Consider the following 14,241-nt stretch of genomic DNA (forward strand, 5'->3'; position numbering starts at 1 on the left):
GTTTGTCTTTCTTGTTTAAGCTACTATAGATAGCTTATATGTCTTTTTTAGAGAAATTACCTGAAACGCTTATACCACAACCAGGTTTTCCCTGATGCCGGCTTTTCGCTTCCATGCTAAAACAATTGTCAGTACTATTAACACGCGAATAGCTGTAAATATTAATTCACCGGTAGGTTCTAAGTTAGCAGGATAAGCCAAGTTGGCCATTAGGTGCAAAAGTATGGCGCCAAGTATACTTCGGTTGGTGTTGTTATATACCCAGGTAAACACAAACGAAAGCATGATCAACTGGAAAGACCAAGACCAGAACTGATAGCCAAAGCCCTTAGCATGTTGCGAGGTGCCCTCTATAAAGAACAGTGGCAGGTGCCAGAGAATCCAAAAAATGCCAAGAACGATGCTGCCGCCTATAGCGCCATACTTTTGCTGCAGTGGGTCGAGTACGTAGCCGCGCCAGCCAAGCTCTTCAGAAACAGGTCCGGCCATAACCATAACAAAGGCAAACAGCAGTACAGCCGAAAATGAATCGAGGCCGCTAAACAGGCTTGCAACCGGGGGTTGTGTGCCTCCAAAGTATGAATAGATAAAGTAGCCAAGCAAATAAATGGCCGGGAAGAAAAAAAGTATGACTAAATACCACCCCCAAGTTATTCGTTTAAAGCTGATCACACGGTTCCAGAAGTCTTGTTTGGCTGCAGGGTTGCCGTAGCGGTGCACCAGGTAAATAGCAGCAAAAGTTGGCCCAAACGCACCAAGTATAAGTAGCGGCAGCAACAGGTAACCGGGTAATGGCAGCGCTAGCATTGCCCCCCACACAACCCACGACAAAGCGAAGCTAAGCGTAAAGAATCCCCAAATACTAGATAGGGCAGTATGCTGTATAAGTGGCTTTTCCATGATGCAATAGCTTAGGTTGAACTACAATATAGCGAAAGCTACATACTTTAGCACGTAAACAGTGCGGTGTTATAATTTTGCTTTTGCTGCATGTACACAAAAAAACAGGGAACATCATGTTCCCTGTTTTTTTGTGGGCTCAATATTTTACAGCTTTTATAGGCTCTTTTCCTTTACCACCTTTTCGGCTAGCTTAAGCGCGTCGTACGCATTTACAACACCGCCGGTGGCAGACAAAGTAGAGAATTTAGTTGTCTTTTTACCCTTCTCTTCAGTTGGGTAGTATACTTTTAGCTTCGGATACTTTGTAGATGACTGAAGCAGCACATCTTTCAGTTCGGCGGCAGTTAGCTCAGGATAATACGACCAAACCAACGCGGCAACACCCGATACAACAGGGCTAGCGAAGCTGGTGCCATCCATTTTATCATACTTATTCCCAGGAGCCAACAGCACTAAGTCTACGCCAGGTGCAAATATGTCTACATTATCCTTCCCGTAGTTTGAGAAATCCCCTACAAACGTTTTATCAAGGTTTTTAGAGGTGGCGCCAACCTCTAGCCAGGTGCTGGCACGGGTACCGTCCTGAAGTTGCTTTGTCGGGAAATTATCGGTGTTGTCGATGTTTTTGGCGTCGTTACCAGCTGCATGTACTAGTAGCACGTTTTTAGACTCTGCATACTTTACAGCCTCATCTACAAAGTGCTTCTGCGGCGAAAAGTCTTTGCCAAAACTCATGTTAATAATATGAGCACCGTTATCTACTGCATAGCGTATGGCCAGAGCAATGTCTTTGTCGCGTTCATCGCCGCTTGGTACAGCGCGCAGCGCCATTATCTCTGCATGTTCGGCAATACCATCTATGCCTATTCCGTTGCCTCTGATACCTGCAATGATGCCAGAAACAGGTGTGCCGTGGTCAGCTCTTGGGCCAATCACATCGCTGTTGCCATACATTGTGTCGTTAATATCTTCAGGGTTATCGGCTAGTATTTCTGATCTTGGGTCGAACTCAGGGTTTAGGTGATAGTTAACATACTTATCAATATGATCCTTATATGCTTTAAACGATTCTGGTGTAAAGCCCTGGTTATACTTTTGCACCAGCCAGCCTTTCGCACGTGCCAGGTCTTGGTTCTGAGTTGAGATTGCCTTTAGTTCTTGCACCGTATAAGTATCTTTGCCCAGGTGTTTTGTAACCAAATTCTCGCAATGCTCTAACACTTCGGCAAATGCATCCAGGTTCTCCTTCGTTTTTAGGCGTTCGGTTAGCTCTTTCTCGTAATTTTTGCGGGTAGTAAGGTAAGTGTTATATTCCTTTTGCTCTGCCTCAGAAAGGCCTTGTGCAGAAGTTACAGTGTTATACTTTGGTGCCAGTTTGCGCAGCATACGCACATACTCGTACGTTTCGAACTCTATGTTCTCGCCAGCAGCATTGCCCAAAAAGCCCCAGCCGTGTACATCATCAACGTAGCCGTTGTTATCATCATCAATGCCATTACCGGCAATTTCATTTTTATTTACCCAGATCCTGCCCTGCAACTCTTCGTGGTTTATATCGGTGCCGCTATCAATTACAGCTACCACTACTTTTTTCTTAGGTTGTTTAGATGCCAGTAGTTCGTTATAAGCACGGTTTACGCTAACACCAGGTACTTTATCCAGCATGGCATCCAAGTTATACCAGTTGTGGTAGGCCTTGTCTATTTCAGAAACCGACGATACGCCATCCTGGGCAAAGGCCAGCGAACCACTAAGTAAAAAGAGGGCAGCAGTTGCTCTTATGTGGCGAATAAGGTTTGTTCTCATACTTTATTATGACTTTATTTAAATAACTTAAAGCTGTATAGTAATCATATATTCACTGATATTGATGCTAAAGTTATGATACGTACTATACAGAAGGTTTGCTTTTAATAATATTCGTACTGATATCTGATAATTTGTATTGGTCTTTTCTTTTTACGCTCCCAAACTTCTACCTGACTAATTTCACCTTTTTCGTTGAAAGTGTTTACATATTTATATAATAACCTACCTCTCCCGTTATAGTCAATCCTTTCCGTTTCATTTCCCTGTTCATCATACTTAAAAGCAATTATTGTTTTTCTATTGTTTAGCATATCCTTGAGAATTGTATGCTCCACCAGGTTGTTAGTGTTCTTCATTATAGTTTCTTCTAACCTGAGCTTATTACTTACTTCATCGAATATCCTTATTATTTGTAATTTTTCTGATGAATTAGCCTCAGAATAATTAAACAATGCAGTGCTTGAGGAGGATGCATAAGGTAATACAACATTGTTGGGTTTTATACTTTCATCCTGAAGTGTGTTAACTGTGGAAGTAATTTTTGGTTTAAGGAATTCTACCTTTATTGCTTTCAAATCAGTCTGTCTATTATACATTCTAAGATCTACTCTATTTCCGAATTCATCATAGGTGTATATTATTTCCTGATGAAAATAGTACCCCGTAATATTTTTAGATACTCCTTTACTGTCAATTGATATCAACTTCCCCTGCCCGTCATAATTATATTCATCAATTTTAATCGCGTTACGATCTGTGTATATATGGTAAAAAGGGTTATAGGTTCTGTATTTGATCAGATTGCCTTTAGAGGTATAAAATGCCTCCGCTTTAAGCTCAAAATCTACATTTTTATTTTTATTAGGAATGCTAACAAGCATCTTAATGGACTGGATATGATTTGCTGATCTAAAGCTTTCATAATTCTTATCCTTCATCCAAATTAAGTCAATTTGACCAAAGCAACTTGTTTTTAGCAGAAGTAATAGTGAACTTATAAGAAGGGTTTTAAGCATTAGTAAGAGTATTAAGTTCGTTGGCTTATATAGTATAAAGAATGATTAATATGGTAGTTAGTAAATTATTAATAAGCTCTAAGGCAAACAGAAAAAAACAACAGTAGAACACTTTTGCTTTTCTTATTAGATTATCATCCTGTATTCTTTTTTGTGCAGCATTAAATATGCCAATTTGTTAATATTTTATTAATTAAGAATAAAAATCAATCTATTTCTTTTGTATGAAACGAGCAGATTCTCTGATAAAGGGAATAAGGTCATAATGCTTATAATATAAAAAGCCCCGCTAAAACTAAATTTAACGGGGCTTCAAAATAGATAAAGTGCTATACTATGCTGGTTCTTGTACAGGTGGGTGCAGCTGATTTTCAGTTCTGGCTACCATCATGGCTACTGTGGCATCGCCAGTAACATTCACTACCGTACGGCACATATCAAGGAGGCGGTCAGGGGCAAGTATAAGCGCGATGCCTTCTACGGGTATTCCTGCCTGCTGTAGCACGATTACCAGCATAATAGTGCCGGCACCTGGCACTGCGGCTGCTCCAATAGAGGCAAGTGTTGCGGTTAGCACTATCCCAATCTGTGTCATCAGGTCGAGGTCCATACCATAGGCTTGAGCAATAAAAACGGCAGCTACAGCTTGGTAGAGGCTGGTGCCATCCATGTTAATGGTTGCACCCAGGGGCAATACAAAACTGGTAATTTCTTTGTTGATGCCAAGGTTCTGCTCGCAACGCTCCATCGTAACGGGTAGAGTGGCAGCACTGGATGAGGTGGAGAAAGCCAGCATTTGGGCCGGAAAAATCCCTCTGAAAAAGTCTTTGTACTTAGTTTTGCCAACTGTAGTAACTAACAGCGGGTAAGCTACTGTAATCATCAAGGCAAGGCCTATCAGCACGACAACGCAGTAGTAACCGAGCACCATCAGTAGTTCTACGGCCGCTCCTGGGTCGTTGCCTGCAAACTCTACCACAAGGCCAGCTAACAATGCAAACACGCCATAAGGTGCAAATTTCATGATGATGTCCACTATCTTCAGGATCACCATATTTACTCCTTCAAAGAAGGCGTTGACGGGAGAAGCCTTATCAGAGGGTATCATAATGAGCGCAATACCAAAGAGCAACGCAAAAAAGATTACCTGCAGCATACTGCCGTTATTCGAGAGTGCACCAAAAATATTATCAGGCACAATATCGATAAGCGGTTGCAGCGGCCCCTGTTGTTCCATGGCAGCGGCGTTGCTTGATTTTTCGGTGGTGGTAGTGGCAAACTGTTCTTTAAATTCTTCGCGCTTTTCTGGAGAGAAGGCTTTGCCAGGCTCAAAAATGTTTACCAGTACCAAACCCATGGTTACGGCCAATACAGTAGTGCCGAGGTAAATGCCTACGGTTTTAGAGCCAATGCGCGAAAGCTTACTAATGTCGCTGAGGCTGGATACGCCGGTAATAAGCGATACAAGTACAAGTGGTACAGCAATAAGCTTTAGCAGGTTGATAAAGATGGTGCCGAAAGGCTTGAGCCAGTCCAGGGTGAACTCGACAAGGCCGTAGGAACTGGCGAGTATGCCCCACAGCACACCAAGTGTCATGCCGATGAGGATCTGCCAATGTAGCGCAAGTTTTTTCATGTTGCCAGAGTGAGGGCTAGTTGATAGTAGTAGCCTCTGATAATATTATGTGTAAGTATGATAAAACAAAGCCTGATAATACAAAAGTGGGACAAGCGAAGCAGGAATCTCCTCAGCAAACCCCAATAGGCCTTAGGGTAAATTTAAAGATAATTACTCAGGATTGAAGGGTATTGTTAGAAAGTTGCCTTATAACCTGCTAAAAGTGCAGCGCTTTTTGCGAGGTATACAACAAAAAAGCCGCTGTTAAAGCGGCTTTTTTGTTGCTTGTTGATTTTAGGTTATCGGCCAATGATCTTATAATCAGGAGCGCGATCAGCTAATAACCAACATCAAATAAATCACTATTCCTCGTTCACGACGATTTTCTCAATCTTGTCGTTGGCTTTGATCTGGTCGATTACATCCAGGCCTTCCACTACTTTACCAAAACAAGTGTGGTTACGGTCTAGGTGTGCAGTGTTTTTGCGGCTGTGGCAAATAAAGAACTGAGACCCGCCAGTATTGCGGCCAGCATGTGCCATACTTAGCACACCACGATCGTGAAACTGGTTTTCGCCAGTAAGCTCACAGTCAATTTTATAGCCTGGGCCACCTGTGCCTGCTACTCCTTTAGCACCTTCACGTGAGTTAGGGCATCCTCCCTGGATCACGAAATCCGGAATAACACGATGGAACGTAAGGCCGTCGTAAAAGCCTTTGTTGGCAAGATCTATAAAGTTCTGTACTGTTTTAGGAGCGTCTTTCTCGTAGAACTCTACTTTCATAACACCCTTGCCAGTATGGATTTCTGCAGTTTTCATGGTTTATTCTTTTTTGTAAAACAATGTTGATAACAAAAGTACGGATTTTATAGTTTAAGAAAATTATCTGGCGCTGTATATGCGCTAACGCGAGATTAAGTAAAACCTGATAGCTATGAGAAGAATAAACATGTATGTACTTACAGGCGCTTTGTTGTGCAGCCTACTGTTGCTGGGCTGTGGCGGTGCCGACGACAGTAGAAATGAAAATCCGATGCAGGAAGAACGGAGCAGGCCAAACCTAGGGTCGCAGCCCGAAGCAAGGGGAACAGAGCAAAATACAGATGGCAGGCAGGCAGGAGAGGGCCAGATGGGAGGAGAGCGTGTAGACCCAACTGCAACAGGCTCTGAACTTGGTGGCAGAGAAATGATGCCTACTCAAAACATTGTTGAAAATATCTCATCATCACCAAACCTGGTTACGTTTGCATCTGTTGTTCGCAAGGCCGAATTAGTAAGAACATTGAATGGAACCGGACCTTACACTGTTTTTGCGCCTGATAACGACTCTTTTGAGGCTTTACAGAAAGATGTGCTAGATGGCCTGATGAAAGATGAGAATAGAAAGGAGTTGGTAAACCTGATAAATAACCACATAATTGCCGGTAAACTTACTGCCGATAATCTTCAGGATGGAGCCATGCTAAAAACTATAGGCGGGCAGCAGTTAAAGGTGTCGAAACGTGGGCAGGATATTATGGTTGAAGGAGCTAAAGTTACGATGCCCAACAATATGAGCGAAAACGGGGTAGTGCATGTAATAAATAAGGTACTACAGCCAGTACAGGCGCAGTAAAGTATAAACAATACTATTGCAAGGGCAGGTAAACTAAATTTACCTGCCCTTGCTGTTTTATTAGAATGGGTTAGTTGCCCAAACGGCCAATTCCGGTATAAAGCCACGGTCATCCATCTTCAGAACACTTTTTATAGCCCAGGCTATTTCTTCTCCTCTAAGTTTATTAGGCTGGCTGTCGCGTTCTTCTCTGTCGGGGTTGCCGAATGCTGTGGTTACTTCGCTTGGGTTTATTAGCATAACACGTACGTTGTGGCGTCGCAGCTCTTTTTGCCAGCTCTGGGTCATACTTTTAAGGGCTGCTTTAGACGAGGCATAAACTGAGCCTCCCTCGTAGCCATTACCGCTGGCTGTAGAACCAATGTTGATGATGTTGCCGTAGTTCTGCTTTTTAAATATCTTAGCTGCTCTTGCCGCCATCATGGCTGCACCAAATACATTAACACGGTATACTTGCTCAAAATCCTCTACTGTCAGTTCTTCTAGTGGCTTAGACAGACCTATTCCAGCATTATTTATCAGCACATCCAGCCGGCCGAACTCCTCCATAAATGTCTGGAAAGTATGGCGTACATCATCGGGGTTGGCTACGTCTGCAGTTATAGGCATAGCCCCAATATCCCGGGCTGCTTTTAAGGTACGCTTTTCGTCGCGGCCTGTAATAGCTACGTTGGCTCCGCTTTCTATTAGTAGTTTAGCTGTGGCATGGCCAATGCCTAAGGTGCCGCCTGTAATCAGGATGTTCGCGTTGTTGAGTTTCATAGTAGGAGGTAAGGTGTTAGGTTTAGCTTAGACTAACGCAGGTGGTGAGGAATTGTTGATTGTTGGGTTTTGGACCCGGTGCGGCAAAAAAAAGACGCAAAATATTGCGTCTCTACATTTATACTTCTATAACTCCCAAACTATTTCCTATTGTCCTGGCCGTGTAGCATGCTCAGGTAGCTTTCGTAGCGGGTAAGTGAAATTTCGTTATGGCGTACGGCTTCTATTACGGCGCAACCCGGTTCGTTAAAGTGGGTGCAGTTGTTAAAGCGGCATTGATTTAATCTTTCGCGCATCTCCGGGAAATAATGGCTTAGTTCCGTTGCAGGGATGTCTACAATGCCTAGCTCTTTTATGCCAGGAGTATCAATAATATAAGTATCCTTATCTACCTCAAACATTTCTGCGAAAGTGGTGGTATGTACGCCTTTATCAGAAAAGTCAGAAATCTCAGAAGTTTTAAGCTCCAGGTCAGGCACAATCAGGTTGATAAGTGTGGACTTGCCTACACCGGAGTGGCCAGAGAGCAAGGTTGTTTTACTGTGCAGCAGTTTTTTTAACTCGTCTAAACCTTCTTTTGTTTTTGCAGAAACAGCCAGTGTTTTATAGCCTATTTGCTCATACATGTAGCTGATCTGGCGCTGATAATCCCGCATCTCGTCGTCGTACATATCGGTTTTGTTGTACACGATGATAGTTGGGATGTCGTAAGCTTCGGCAGTTACCAGGAAACGATCTATAAAGCCGAAAGAAGTTCTAGGCGACACCAACGTAACAATGAGCATGGCTAGATCCAGGTTGGCGGCTATAATATGTGAATAAGCCGTTTTGTGGGTGCTCTGGCGGATGATGTAGTTCTCGCGGTCTTGTATTGTATTGATGACGGCAGTGTCCTCTCCGGTTTCTTCCAGGTCAAACGCTACTTTGTCGCCAACAGCAAGCGGGTTGCTTACCTTCATGCCTTTTAGTTTAAACTTGCCGCGCAGGCGGGCACGGTGCAACTTACCTTCCTCGTCGCGTACCAAGTACCACGATCCCGTTGATTTTACTACAACTCCTTTCATGTATTCTTTTTAAGCAGTGCACTTACATCGGCCATAATTTTGGCAGTAGCGCCGGCTTGCTCTTGTACGTATGTTTTTTCATTGCTGGTTATACTTTGGCGAAGGCCCGGTGTGGTATGTACCTCCTCAAACACCTGCAACAACTCCTGACTGTTATTTACCGGGAAAGCACAGCCAATATCTACTAAATCTATTGCCTCCTGAAACTTGCTATACTTCGGGCCGAAGAATAACGGCAATCCAAACACAGCAGCCTCTAAAGTATTATGCAGCCCTTTGCCAAAAGCACCGCCAATGTAGGCATAAGTACCATAACTGTATAGCGACGAAAGCATGCCAATGTTATCAATTACCAGCACGTTATACTCGGCGGCGTCTGCCTCATTCACTTTTGAGAAGCGTATTGCACTAACATCGCCGAGGCCTTGCATGACAGCAGTTATACTTGCCTCATTTACCTCGTGCGGTGCAATGATGAATTTTATGCGTTGGTTATACTTTTGTATGAGCGGCAACAACACTTCCATATCAGCTGGCCAACTGCTGCCTACCATAAACACCTCTTTGCCGGCTGCAAAAGCCTCTACCACTGGCATGGTTTTTACACTTGCCGCAGTTTGCAAAACTCTATCAAAACGGGTGTCGCCGGCTATACTTGCCTGTGCAATACCAATGCGCTTTAGCAGCTGTAAAGATGTTTTGTTCTGAGTATAAATGTGTGTGAAGCGCCGCAGCATGTTACGGTTAAACTCACCATATGGCTTAAAGAAAACCTGGTCTCCCCGAAAAATAGCTGAGATAGAAAGTATAGGTATGTTGCGCTGCTGTAGCTCCTGCAGGTAGTAGTGCCAGAACTCATACTTTACAAAAATAGCCAGCTCTGGTTCCGTAACCTCTAAAAACTGTTTCGCATTTTGTTCGCTATCTAGGGGCAGGTAAAAGATGTAATCGGCACCGGGGTAATTCTTGCGAATTTCGTACCCAGAAGGAGAGAAGAAAGTAAGCAGAATCTTATACTCCGGGTGCACCTCTTTGAAAGCCTCCATCACAGGGCGACCCTGCTCAAACTCGCCTAGCGAAGCACAATGAAACCATGCCACAGGCGCCTGGTTACCAGCAAAAGCTTGCTTTAGCTTCTGGAACTGCTGCTCACGCCCCTGCCGCATTAGTTTAGCTTTCTCGTTAAAAGGAGAAGCAAGCGCAATGGCAGCCTGGTAAGCTTTTAAGCCGATGTCGTAAAGTAACTTCAAATGTTATACTTTGTTGTAATACAAAGACCTCGCAGCGTCCGGAGGTCCTGCGAGCGTCTGGTGCTACAAATATAGTGGATTACGGAGGGATAGTTGTTGGATGTGAAGTAGTTTGTGGGAACAATTACATTACTGCTTTAATAGCTGGTAGATTTATAATATATTGATAATACATTGTTTTAAAGTTTCGACTATATACAAGTATAAGCAGCAATTTGACTCTACTGATGTACAGCTGCTTCTGCCGCACAGTACGAACGTCTGGTACAAGAGGTCTGAGAACTTCTTTAAGCCCGTAGTGCTTATTCATACGAACAGGCTGAGTTGCTGGAAGATCGTAAGAGATATGAATGGGAGCTCACCGGCATGCGGGAGAGGATCAAAAAACACAAAGAACAATACTACCTGGAAGAAAGTAAGAAAGATAAAAAACGGCTATATAACCTATTTGATAATGTAAGCGAGATGACCCAGGCGAAATCTATTGCCATGGGAGCCAATAACTATCAACTAACAGAGTTAGAGAATAATCTTACACAAATTATAAAGTATGATGCCCCTAACATCTATATTGGGTTCAGGTGTATTGCTGAGTTTGAATAGAAAATTGCTGAAGCTTACTACTAAATAACCATGAGTATCCAAAAAGCCTATAACAGCTGGGCCTCGCAGTACGACACAAACAAAAACAGAACCCGTGATCTGGAGGCTGTGGCTTTACGCACTACCTTATCAACTATACCTTTCGAAACCTGCTTAGAGATTGGCTGCGGCACAGGCAAAAACACAGAGTGGCTGGTGCGAAAGGCGCTGCATGTAACAGCGGTGGACCTATCAGAGGAGATGCTGGAGCGGGCAAAGAAAAAGGTAAACTCTAATAAAGTAGAGTTCATCCAAGCAGACATCACAAAAGATTGGAGCTTTAAAACCGGGCAGTACGACTTGGTAAGCTTTAGCCTGGTACTGGAGCACATACAGGATTTAAATCATACTTTTAAAGAGGTAGCTGGTGCTCTAAAACTTGGTGGTCATGTTTACATCGGCGAACTTCATCCCTTTAAGCAGTACAGCGGCACCAAAGCTAGATTTGATACCGAAGAGGGCAGGCAGGAGGCAGAATGCTATACCCATAACATTTCTGATTTTATACTGGCAGCCAGAAAGTACCGCCTGAAAATGATAGACCTGAACGAGTACTTCGACGACAACGACAGAACCAGCATCCCACGCATACTTACTGTACTTTTGCAGAAGGTGTAGTGCAATCTATTTTCTTAATTTTATACTTCAGAACAAAATTTAACTAAATGAAAATGTTATTAGCAGTAGGAGCAGGTAGTTTTATTGGCGGCTCTTTTAGGTACCTGCTGGCACTACTTATCCAGAATAGATCTGCTGTTGCATTCCCTTTTGCTACACTTACAGTAAATATTGTAGGCTGCTTTTTGATAGGGTTAGTTTTTGGATTGGGAGTTAAAGGCAACATATCGCCGGAGTGGCGCTTGTTTCTGGCCACAGGTATACTTGGTGGTTTTACTACCTTCTCGGCGTTTTCTTACGAATCAGTTAACATGCTGCAGAGCGGGCAGGTAGGGAGTGCACTTACATATATTCTAGCGAGTGTGCTTTTAGGGTTACTTGCTACGTTTGCCGGCTTATGGTTGGTTAAGCTGGTATAAGTATAAAAAGTATAAAATAAAAAGCCCCGACACATGCCGGGGCTTTTCTGTTATTTAAGAAGCTATTAAAGCCTAGTGCTTTGCAAGGTAGTTAGATACACCTTCTTTAGTAGCCTGCATTGCCTCTTTGCCTTCAGACCAGTTTGCAGGGCAAACTTCGCCTTTCTCTTCAAAGTACTGCAGCGCATCTACCATACGAAGAGCCTCGTCGATAGAACGGCCAAGCGGAAGGTCGTTTACAACCTGGTGGCGTACTACACCTTCTTTATCGATCAGGAACAGGCCGCGGTAAGCAACCGGCTCGCCAACAAATACAGACTCGCCTTCTTCGTTGTAATCGTAATAGCCAGCTAAAACGTCGTAATTCTGAGCGATAGTTTTAGAAGCGTCTGCTACAAGTGGGTAGTTTACACCTGAAATACCACCCTGCTCGCGCGGAGTGTTCAGCCATGCGAAGTGAGAGAAATGCGTGTCGGTAGAGCAACCTACTACAGCTACACCTTTGCGCTCAAACTCTTCCATTCTGTCCTGGAAAGCGATGATCTCAGTTGGGCACACAAACGTGAAATCCATAGGGTAGAAGTAGAATAATACGTGCTTCTTGCCAATGTACTGCTCCAGTGAGAAGTTCTCTACAAATTCTCCGTTTTCAACGGCTGTTGCTTTAAAAGAAGGTGCTTTTTTACCTACTAATACTGCCATGTGTTTATTTAGTTTTTGGTTAAAAATTCTATTTAGATACTCGTGTTATACTTATTTGCTTATCAGGCTCCACCTTATTACCCGTTAGCTGTACCGAAAAACCCTTAATCTCAAAGTTCTCCAGCTTTCGTTTGCTAAAGAAGTCTTGTAAAAGCTGCTCCAGTTCCGCATCCTCAAAGTCAACAATCTCTTTTGTTTTGCTGCAAAAGATGTGGTTGTGCGTGTGAGTATTGGCATCATAACGCTTGCCGCCTTCTTGGGAAAGCGCGCGTTTTATGAGACCAGTTTCTACAAATGTGTCCAGCGTTTTGTAAACCGTACCCAGCGATATACTTGGGTTTGCCGGCTTCAGGCGCTGAAACACATCTTCGGCGGTAGGGTGGTGCCCATGCAACTCCATTACCGACTCGAACACAACAATGCGCTGATGTGTAGCCTTTAAGCCACCATCTAAAAGGCGCTGCCGTAATTCGTCTCGTGTCAGGTTTTGTTGCATACCAGATAAGAATGTTTCTTAACTAGGAATAGTTCCTGCAAAGGTAAAAGGATTAATTAAACTTTGAAAGGTAAAGCATAAAGGTTATTAGTGAATTAAGGAACTTTAGGTGTGGAAGAGAATGAATGTCTGCCGCATAATAAAAAAGCTGCCCTCCTAAACCAAGGAGGGCAGCTGAGAGCAGTTAACAGGAAAATCAAATACAGACTTCCTGAACTTAATTTATCTTCCCTTAAACTCAGGTTTACGTTTTTCTACAAAAGCGTTCATACCTTCAGTTTGATCTTCGGAGGCGAAGCAGAGGTAGAAGTTCTTGCGCTCAAAGTATAAGCCTTCATCTAAGTTAGTTTCAAAAGAGCGGTTTACAGCCTCTTTAGCCAGTTTAGCTGCTACCGGCGACATTTTGGCAATCTCGCCTGCTAGCTTAAAGGCTTCGTCTAAATAAAGCTCAACGGGCACCACACGGTTTACAAGGCCATGCCTCTCTGCCTCGTCCGCAGTCATAAATTTACCTGTTAGCACCATCTCCATGGCTTTTGCTTTGCCTATGGCTTTTGTTAAGCGCTGCGTACCACCTGCTCCCGGCATTACACCTATTTTAATTTCGGGCTGGCCAAACTGTGCCGTCTCAGAGGCTACAATCATGTCGCAGGTCATAGCTAGTTCGCAACCTCCACCCAAAGCGAAGCCTGAAACGGCTGCAATAATTGGTTTTTTCGTTTTGCGTATCTGGTCCCAGGTAGAGAACTGGTCGATGTTGAGCATATCAATGGCAGTTTTACCGGCCATCTGTTTAATATCTGCACCGGCGGCAAAAGCACGTTCATTCCCTGTGATGATAATAGCACGTACTTGGTCGTTATCGTCTAGTTCTTTAAGAGCATCGCGCAATTCTCCCATCAATTGTAGGTTAAGCGCATTAAGCTCTTTTGGTCTGTTTAACTGGATTAAGGCTACGTGTGGCTGTGCCTCTGGCGTTACAAGTATAAATTCCATGGATTTTATTTTGTGATCAAGCATTAAAGAAAGCCTTAAGTTACAGGTTTTAGCTCAACCATAAAAAAAGCCCAACTAGTGGGCTTATATTTTAAATAGAAGTTTTACCTGTTTTCTTTTGGCTAACTACCCTGTAGTAAGTATCCTGTTCCTGTACGTTATCTGTTGTGGCAGATGGACTGTACTGCTGTACGTTTTTCGCATTTGCAGGTAGCACAACCTTATTTGATCTTAAAAAAACGCTTGTTAACAGAAGAGCGAACAAAAGTATAAGTTTAAAGATAAATGAGGGTGTAAGTTTTTCAGCCATTTGCATACTAACAGGGTTT

At 43.3% G+C, this 14,241-nt stretch carries 16 protein-coding genes; 4 read left to right on the forward strand and 12 right to left on the reverse strand.

Features of this window, described 5'->3' with window-relative positions; all coding sequences use genetic code 11:
- Positions 1–69: 69 nt before the first annotated feature.
- The 5 genes from WG943_RS19130 to WG943_RS19150 all read right to left on the reverse strand — a co-directional run bounded on the left by WG943_RS19130 (position 70) and on the right by WG943_RS19150 (position 6,167).
- Entirely contained in the window at positions 70–900 is an 831-nt protein-coding gene (locus WG943_RS19130; RefSeq protein WP_340411444.1) for a type II CAAX endopeptidase family protein, read from the reverse strand.
- Positions 901–1,056: 156 nt separating this feature from the next.
- Complete coding sequence (locus WG943_RS19135) at positions 1,057–2,709, reverse strand: S8 family peptidase (RefSeq protein ID WP_340411445.1); 1,653 nt, start codon at positions 2,707–2,709, stop codon at positions 1,057–1,059.
- Between the two features lie 104 nt (positions 2,710–2,813).
- The gene (locus WG943_RS19140; protein WP_340411446.1) at positions 2,814–3,650 is read right to left on the reverse strand and encodes a hypothetical protein; all 837 of its coding nucleotides are present in this window, start codon (positions 3,648–3,650) and stop codon (positions 2,814–2,816) included.
- A 412-nt stretch (positions 3,651–4,062) separates the two neighbouring features.
- Positions 4,063–5,364 (reverse strand): dicarboxylate/amino acid:cation symporter, encoded by a 1,302-nt coding sequence (locus tag WG943_RS19145; protein WP_340411447.1) that lies wholly within the window; start codon positions 5,362–5,364, stop codon positions 4,063–4,065.
- Between the two features lie 344 nt (positions 5,365–5,708).
- Positions 5,709–6,167 (reverse strand): peptidylprolyl isomerase, encoded by a 459-nt coding sequence (locus tag WG943_RS19150; RefSeq protein WP_340411448.1) that lies wholly within the window; start codon positions 6,165–6,167, stop codon positions 5,709–5,711.
- A 115-nt stretch (positions 6,168–6,282) separates the two neighbouring features.
- Here WG943_RS19150 and WG943_RS19155 point away from each other — a divergent pair, with 115 nt between their 5' ends.
- The gene (locus tag WG943_RS19155) at positions 6,283–6,963 is read left to right on the forward strand and encodes a fasciclin domain-containing protein (RefSeq protein ID WP_340411450.1); all 681 of its coding nucleotides are present in this window, start codon (positions 6,283–6,285) and stop codon (positions 6,961–6,963) included.
- Between the two features lie 60 nt (positions 6,964–7,023).
- Here the strand turns inward: WG943_RS19155 and WG943_RS19160 are convergent, their stop codons facing one another.
- From WG943_RS19160 to WG943_RS19170, 3 genes are all read right to left on the reverse strand, one after another.
- Positions 7,024–7,725 (reverse strand): SDR family oxidoreductase, encoded by a 702-nt coding sequence (locus WG943_RS19160; protein ID WP_340411451.1) that lies wholly within the window; start codon positions 7,723–7,725, stop codon positions 7,024–7,026.
- Positions 7,726–7,865: 140 nt separating this feature from the next.
- Positions 7,866–8,789 carry a ribosome small subunit-dependent GTPase A gene (rsgA, locus tag WG943_RS19165; RefSeq protein WP_340411453.1) on the reverse strand — a complete coding sequence of 308 codons (924 nt, stop codon included), beginning with the start codon at positions 8,787–8,789 and terminating at the stop codon, positions 7,866–7,868.
- Positions 8,786–10,039 (reverse strand): 3-deoxy-D-manno-octulosonic acid transferase, encoded by a 1,254-nt coding sequence (locus tag WG943_RS19170; protein ID WP_340411455.1) that lies wholly within the window; start codon positions 10,037–10,039, stop codon positions 8,786–8,788. The genes rsgA and WG943_RS19170 overlap by 4 nt, the downstream gene beginning before the upstream one ends.
- A 366-nt stretch (positions 10,040–10,405) precedes the next feature.
- On the opposite strand from WG943_RS19170, the gene WG943_RS19175 reads away from it, so the two are divergent.
- The 3 genes from WG943_RS19175 to crcB are packed head-to-tail and all read left to right on the forward strand — an operon-like array spanning position 10,406 to position 11,718.
- Positions 10,406–10,642 (forward strand): hypothetical protein, encoded by a 237-nt coding sequence (locus WG943_RS19175; RefSeq protein ID WP_340411457.1) that lies wholly within the window; start codon positions 10,406–10,408, stop codon positions 10,640–10,642.
- 30 nt (positions 10,643–10,672) lie between these two features.
- The gene (locus WG943_RS19180; RefSeq protein ID WP_340411458.1) at positions 10,673–11,299 is read left to right on the forward strand and encodes a class I SAM-dependent methyltransferase; all 627 of its coding nucleotides are present in this window, start codon (positions 10,673–10,675) and stop codon (positions 11,297–11,299) included.
- 47 nt (positions 11,300–11,346) lie between these two features.
- Positions 11,347–11,718, forward strand: a complete 372-nt coding sequence (crcB, locus tag WG943_RS19185; protein ID WP_340411460.1) for a fluoride efflux transporter CrcB — start codon at positions 11,347–11,349, stop codon at positions 11,716–11,718.
- Between the two features lie 72 nt (positions 11,719–11,790).
- On the opposite strand, the gene WG943_RS19190 is transcribed toward crcB, so the two are convergent.
- From WG943_RS19190 to WG943_RS19205, 4 genes are all read right to left on the reverse strand, one after another.
- Positions 11,791–12,420, reverse strand: a complete 630-nt coding sequence (locus WG943_RS19190; RefSeq protein WP_340411462.1) for a peroxiredoxin — start codon at positions 12,418–12,420, stop codon at positions 11,791–11,793.
- A gap of 28 nt (positions 12,421–12,448) precedes the next feature.
- Positions 12,449–12,916, reverse strand: a complete 468-nt coding sequence (locus tag WG943_RS19195; protein ID WP_340411463.1) for a Fur family transcriptional regulator — start codon at positions 12,914–12,916, stop codon at positions 12,449–12,451.
- Positions 12,917–13,138: 222 nt separating this feature from the next.
- Positions 13,139–13,912: an enoyl-CoA hydratase-related protein gene (locus WG943_RS19200; protein WP_340411543.1), complete on the reverse strand. Its 774-nt coding sequence runs from the start codon at positions 13,910–13,912 to the stop codon at positions 13,139–13,141.
- Between the two features lie 91 nt (positions 13,913–14,003).
- Positions 14,004–14,222 carry a hypothetical protein gene (locus tag WG943_RS19205; protein ID WP_340411465.1) on the reverse strand — a complete coding sequence of 73 codons (219 nt, stop codon included), beginning with the start codon at positions 14,220–14,222 and terminating at the stop codon, positions 14,004–14,006.
- Between the last annotated feature and the right edge of the window lie 19 nt (positions 14,223–14,241).

Source organism: Pontibacter sp. H249 (assembly GCF_037892465.1).
Lineage (GTDB): Bacteria > Bacteroidota > Bacteroidia > Cytophagales > Hymenobacteraceae > Pontibacter.

Excerpts from the sequence above, each read along its gene's own strand:
- WG943_RS19130 (WP_340411444.1), bottom strand. The coding sequence starts at position 900 with ATGGAAAAGCCACTTATACAGCATACTGCCCTATCTAGTATTTGGGGA.
- WG943_RS19135 (WP_340411445.1), bottom strand. The coding sequence starts at position 2,709 with ATGAGAACAAACCTTATTCGCCACATAAGAGCAACTGCTGCCCTCTTT.
- WG943_RS19140 (WP_340411446.1), bottom strand. The coding sequence starts at position 3,650 with ATGAAGGATAAGAATTATGAAAGCTTTAGATCAGCAAATCATATCCAG.
- WG943_RS19145 (WP_340411447.1), bottom strand. The coding sequence starts at position 5,364 with ATGAAAAAACTTGCGCTACATTGGCAGATCCTCATCGGCATGACACTT.
- WG943_RS19150 (WP_340411448.1), bottom strand. The coding sequence starts at position 6,167 with ATGAAAACTGCAGAAATCCATACTGGCAAGGGTGTTATGAAAGTAGAG.
- WG943_RS19155 (WP_340411450.1), top strand. The coding sequence starts at position 6,283 with ATGAGAAGAATAAACATGTATGTACTTACAGGCGCTTTGTTGTGCAGC.
- WG943_RS19160 (WP_340411451.1), bottom strand. The coding sequence starts at position 7,725 with ATGAAACTCAACAACGCGAACATCCTGATTACAGGCGGCACCTTAGGC.
- rsgA (WP_340411453.1), bottom strand. The coding sequence starts at position 8,789 with ATGAAAGGAGTTGTAGTAAAATCAACGGGATCGTGGTACTTGGTACGC.
- WG943_RS19175 (WP_340411457.1), top strand. The coding sequence starts at position 10,406 with ATGCGGGAGAGGATCAAAAAACACAAAGAACAATACTACCTGGAAGAA.
- WG943_RS19180 (WP_340411458.1), top strand. The coding sequence starts at position 10,673 with ATGAGTATCCAAAAAGCCTATAACAGCTGGGCCTCGCAGTACGACACA.
- crcB (WP_340411460.1), top strand. The coding sequence starts at position 11,347 with ATGAAAATGTTATTAGCAGTAGGAGCAGGTAGTTTTATTGGCGGCTCT.
- WG943_RS19190 (WP_340411462.1), bottom strand. The coding sequence starts at position 12,420 with ATGGCAGTATTAGTAGGTAAAAAAGCACCTTCTTTTAAAGCAACAGCC.
- WG943_RS19195 (WP_340411463.1), bottom strand. The coding sequence starts at position 12,916 with ATGCAACAAAACCTGACACGAGACGAATTACGGCAGCGCCTTTTAGAT.
- WG943_RS19200 (WP_340411543.1), bottom strand. The coding sequence starts at position 13,912 with ATGGAATTTATACTTGTAACGCCAGAGGCACAGCCACACGTAGCCTTA.
- WG943_RS19205 (WP_340411465.1), bottom strand. The coding sequence starts at position 14,222 with ATGGCTGAAAAACTTACACCCTCATTTATCTTTAAACTTATACTTTTG.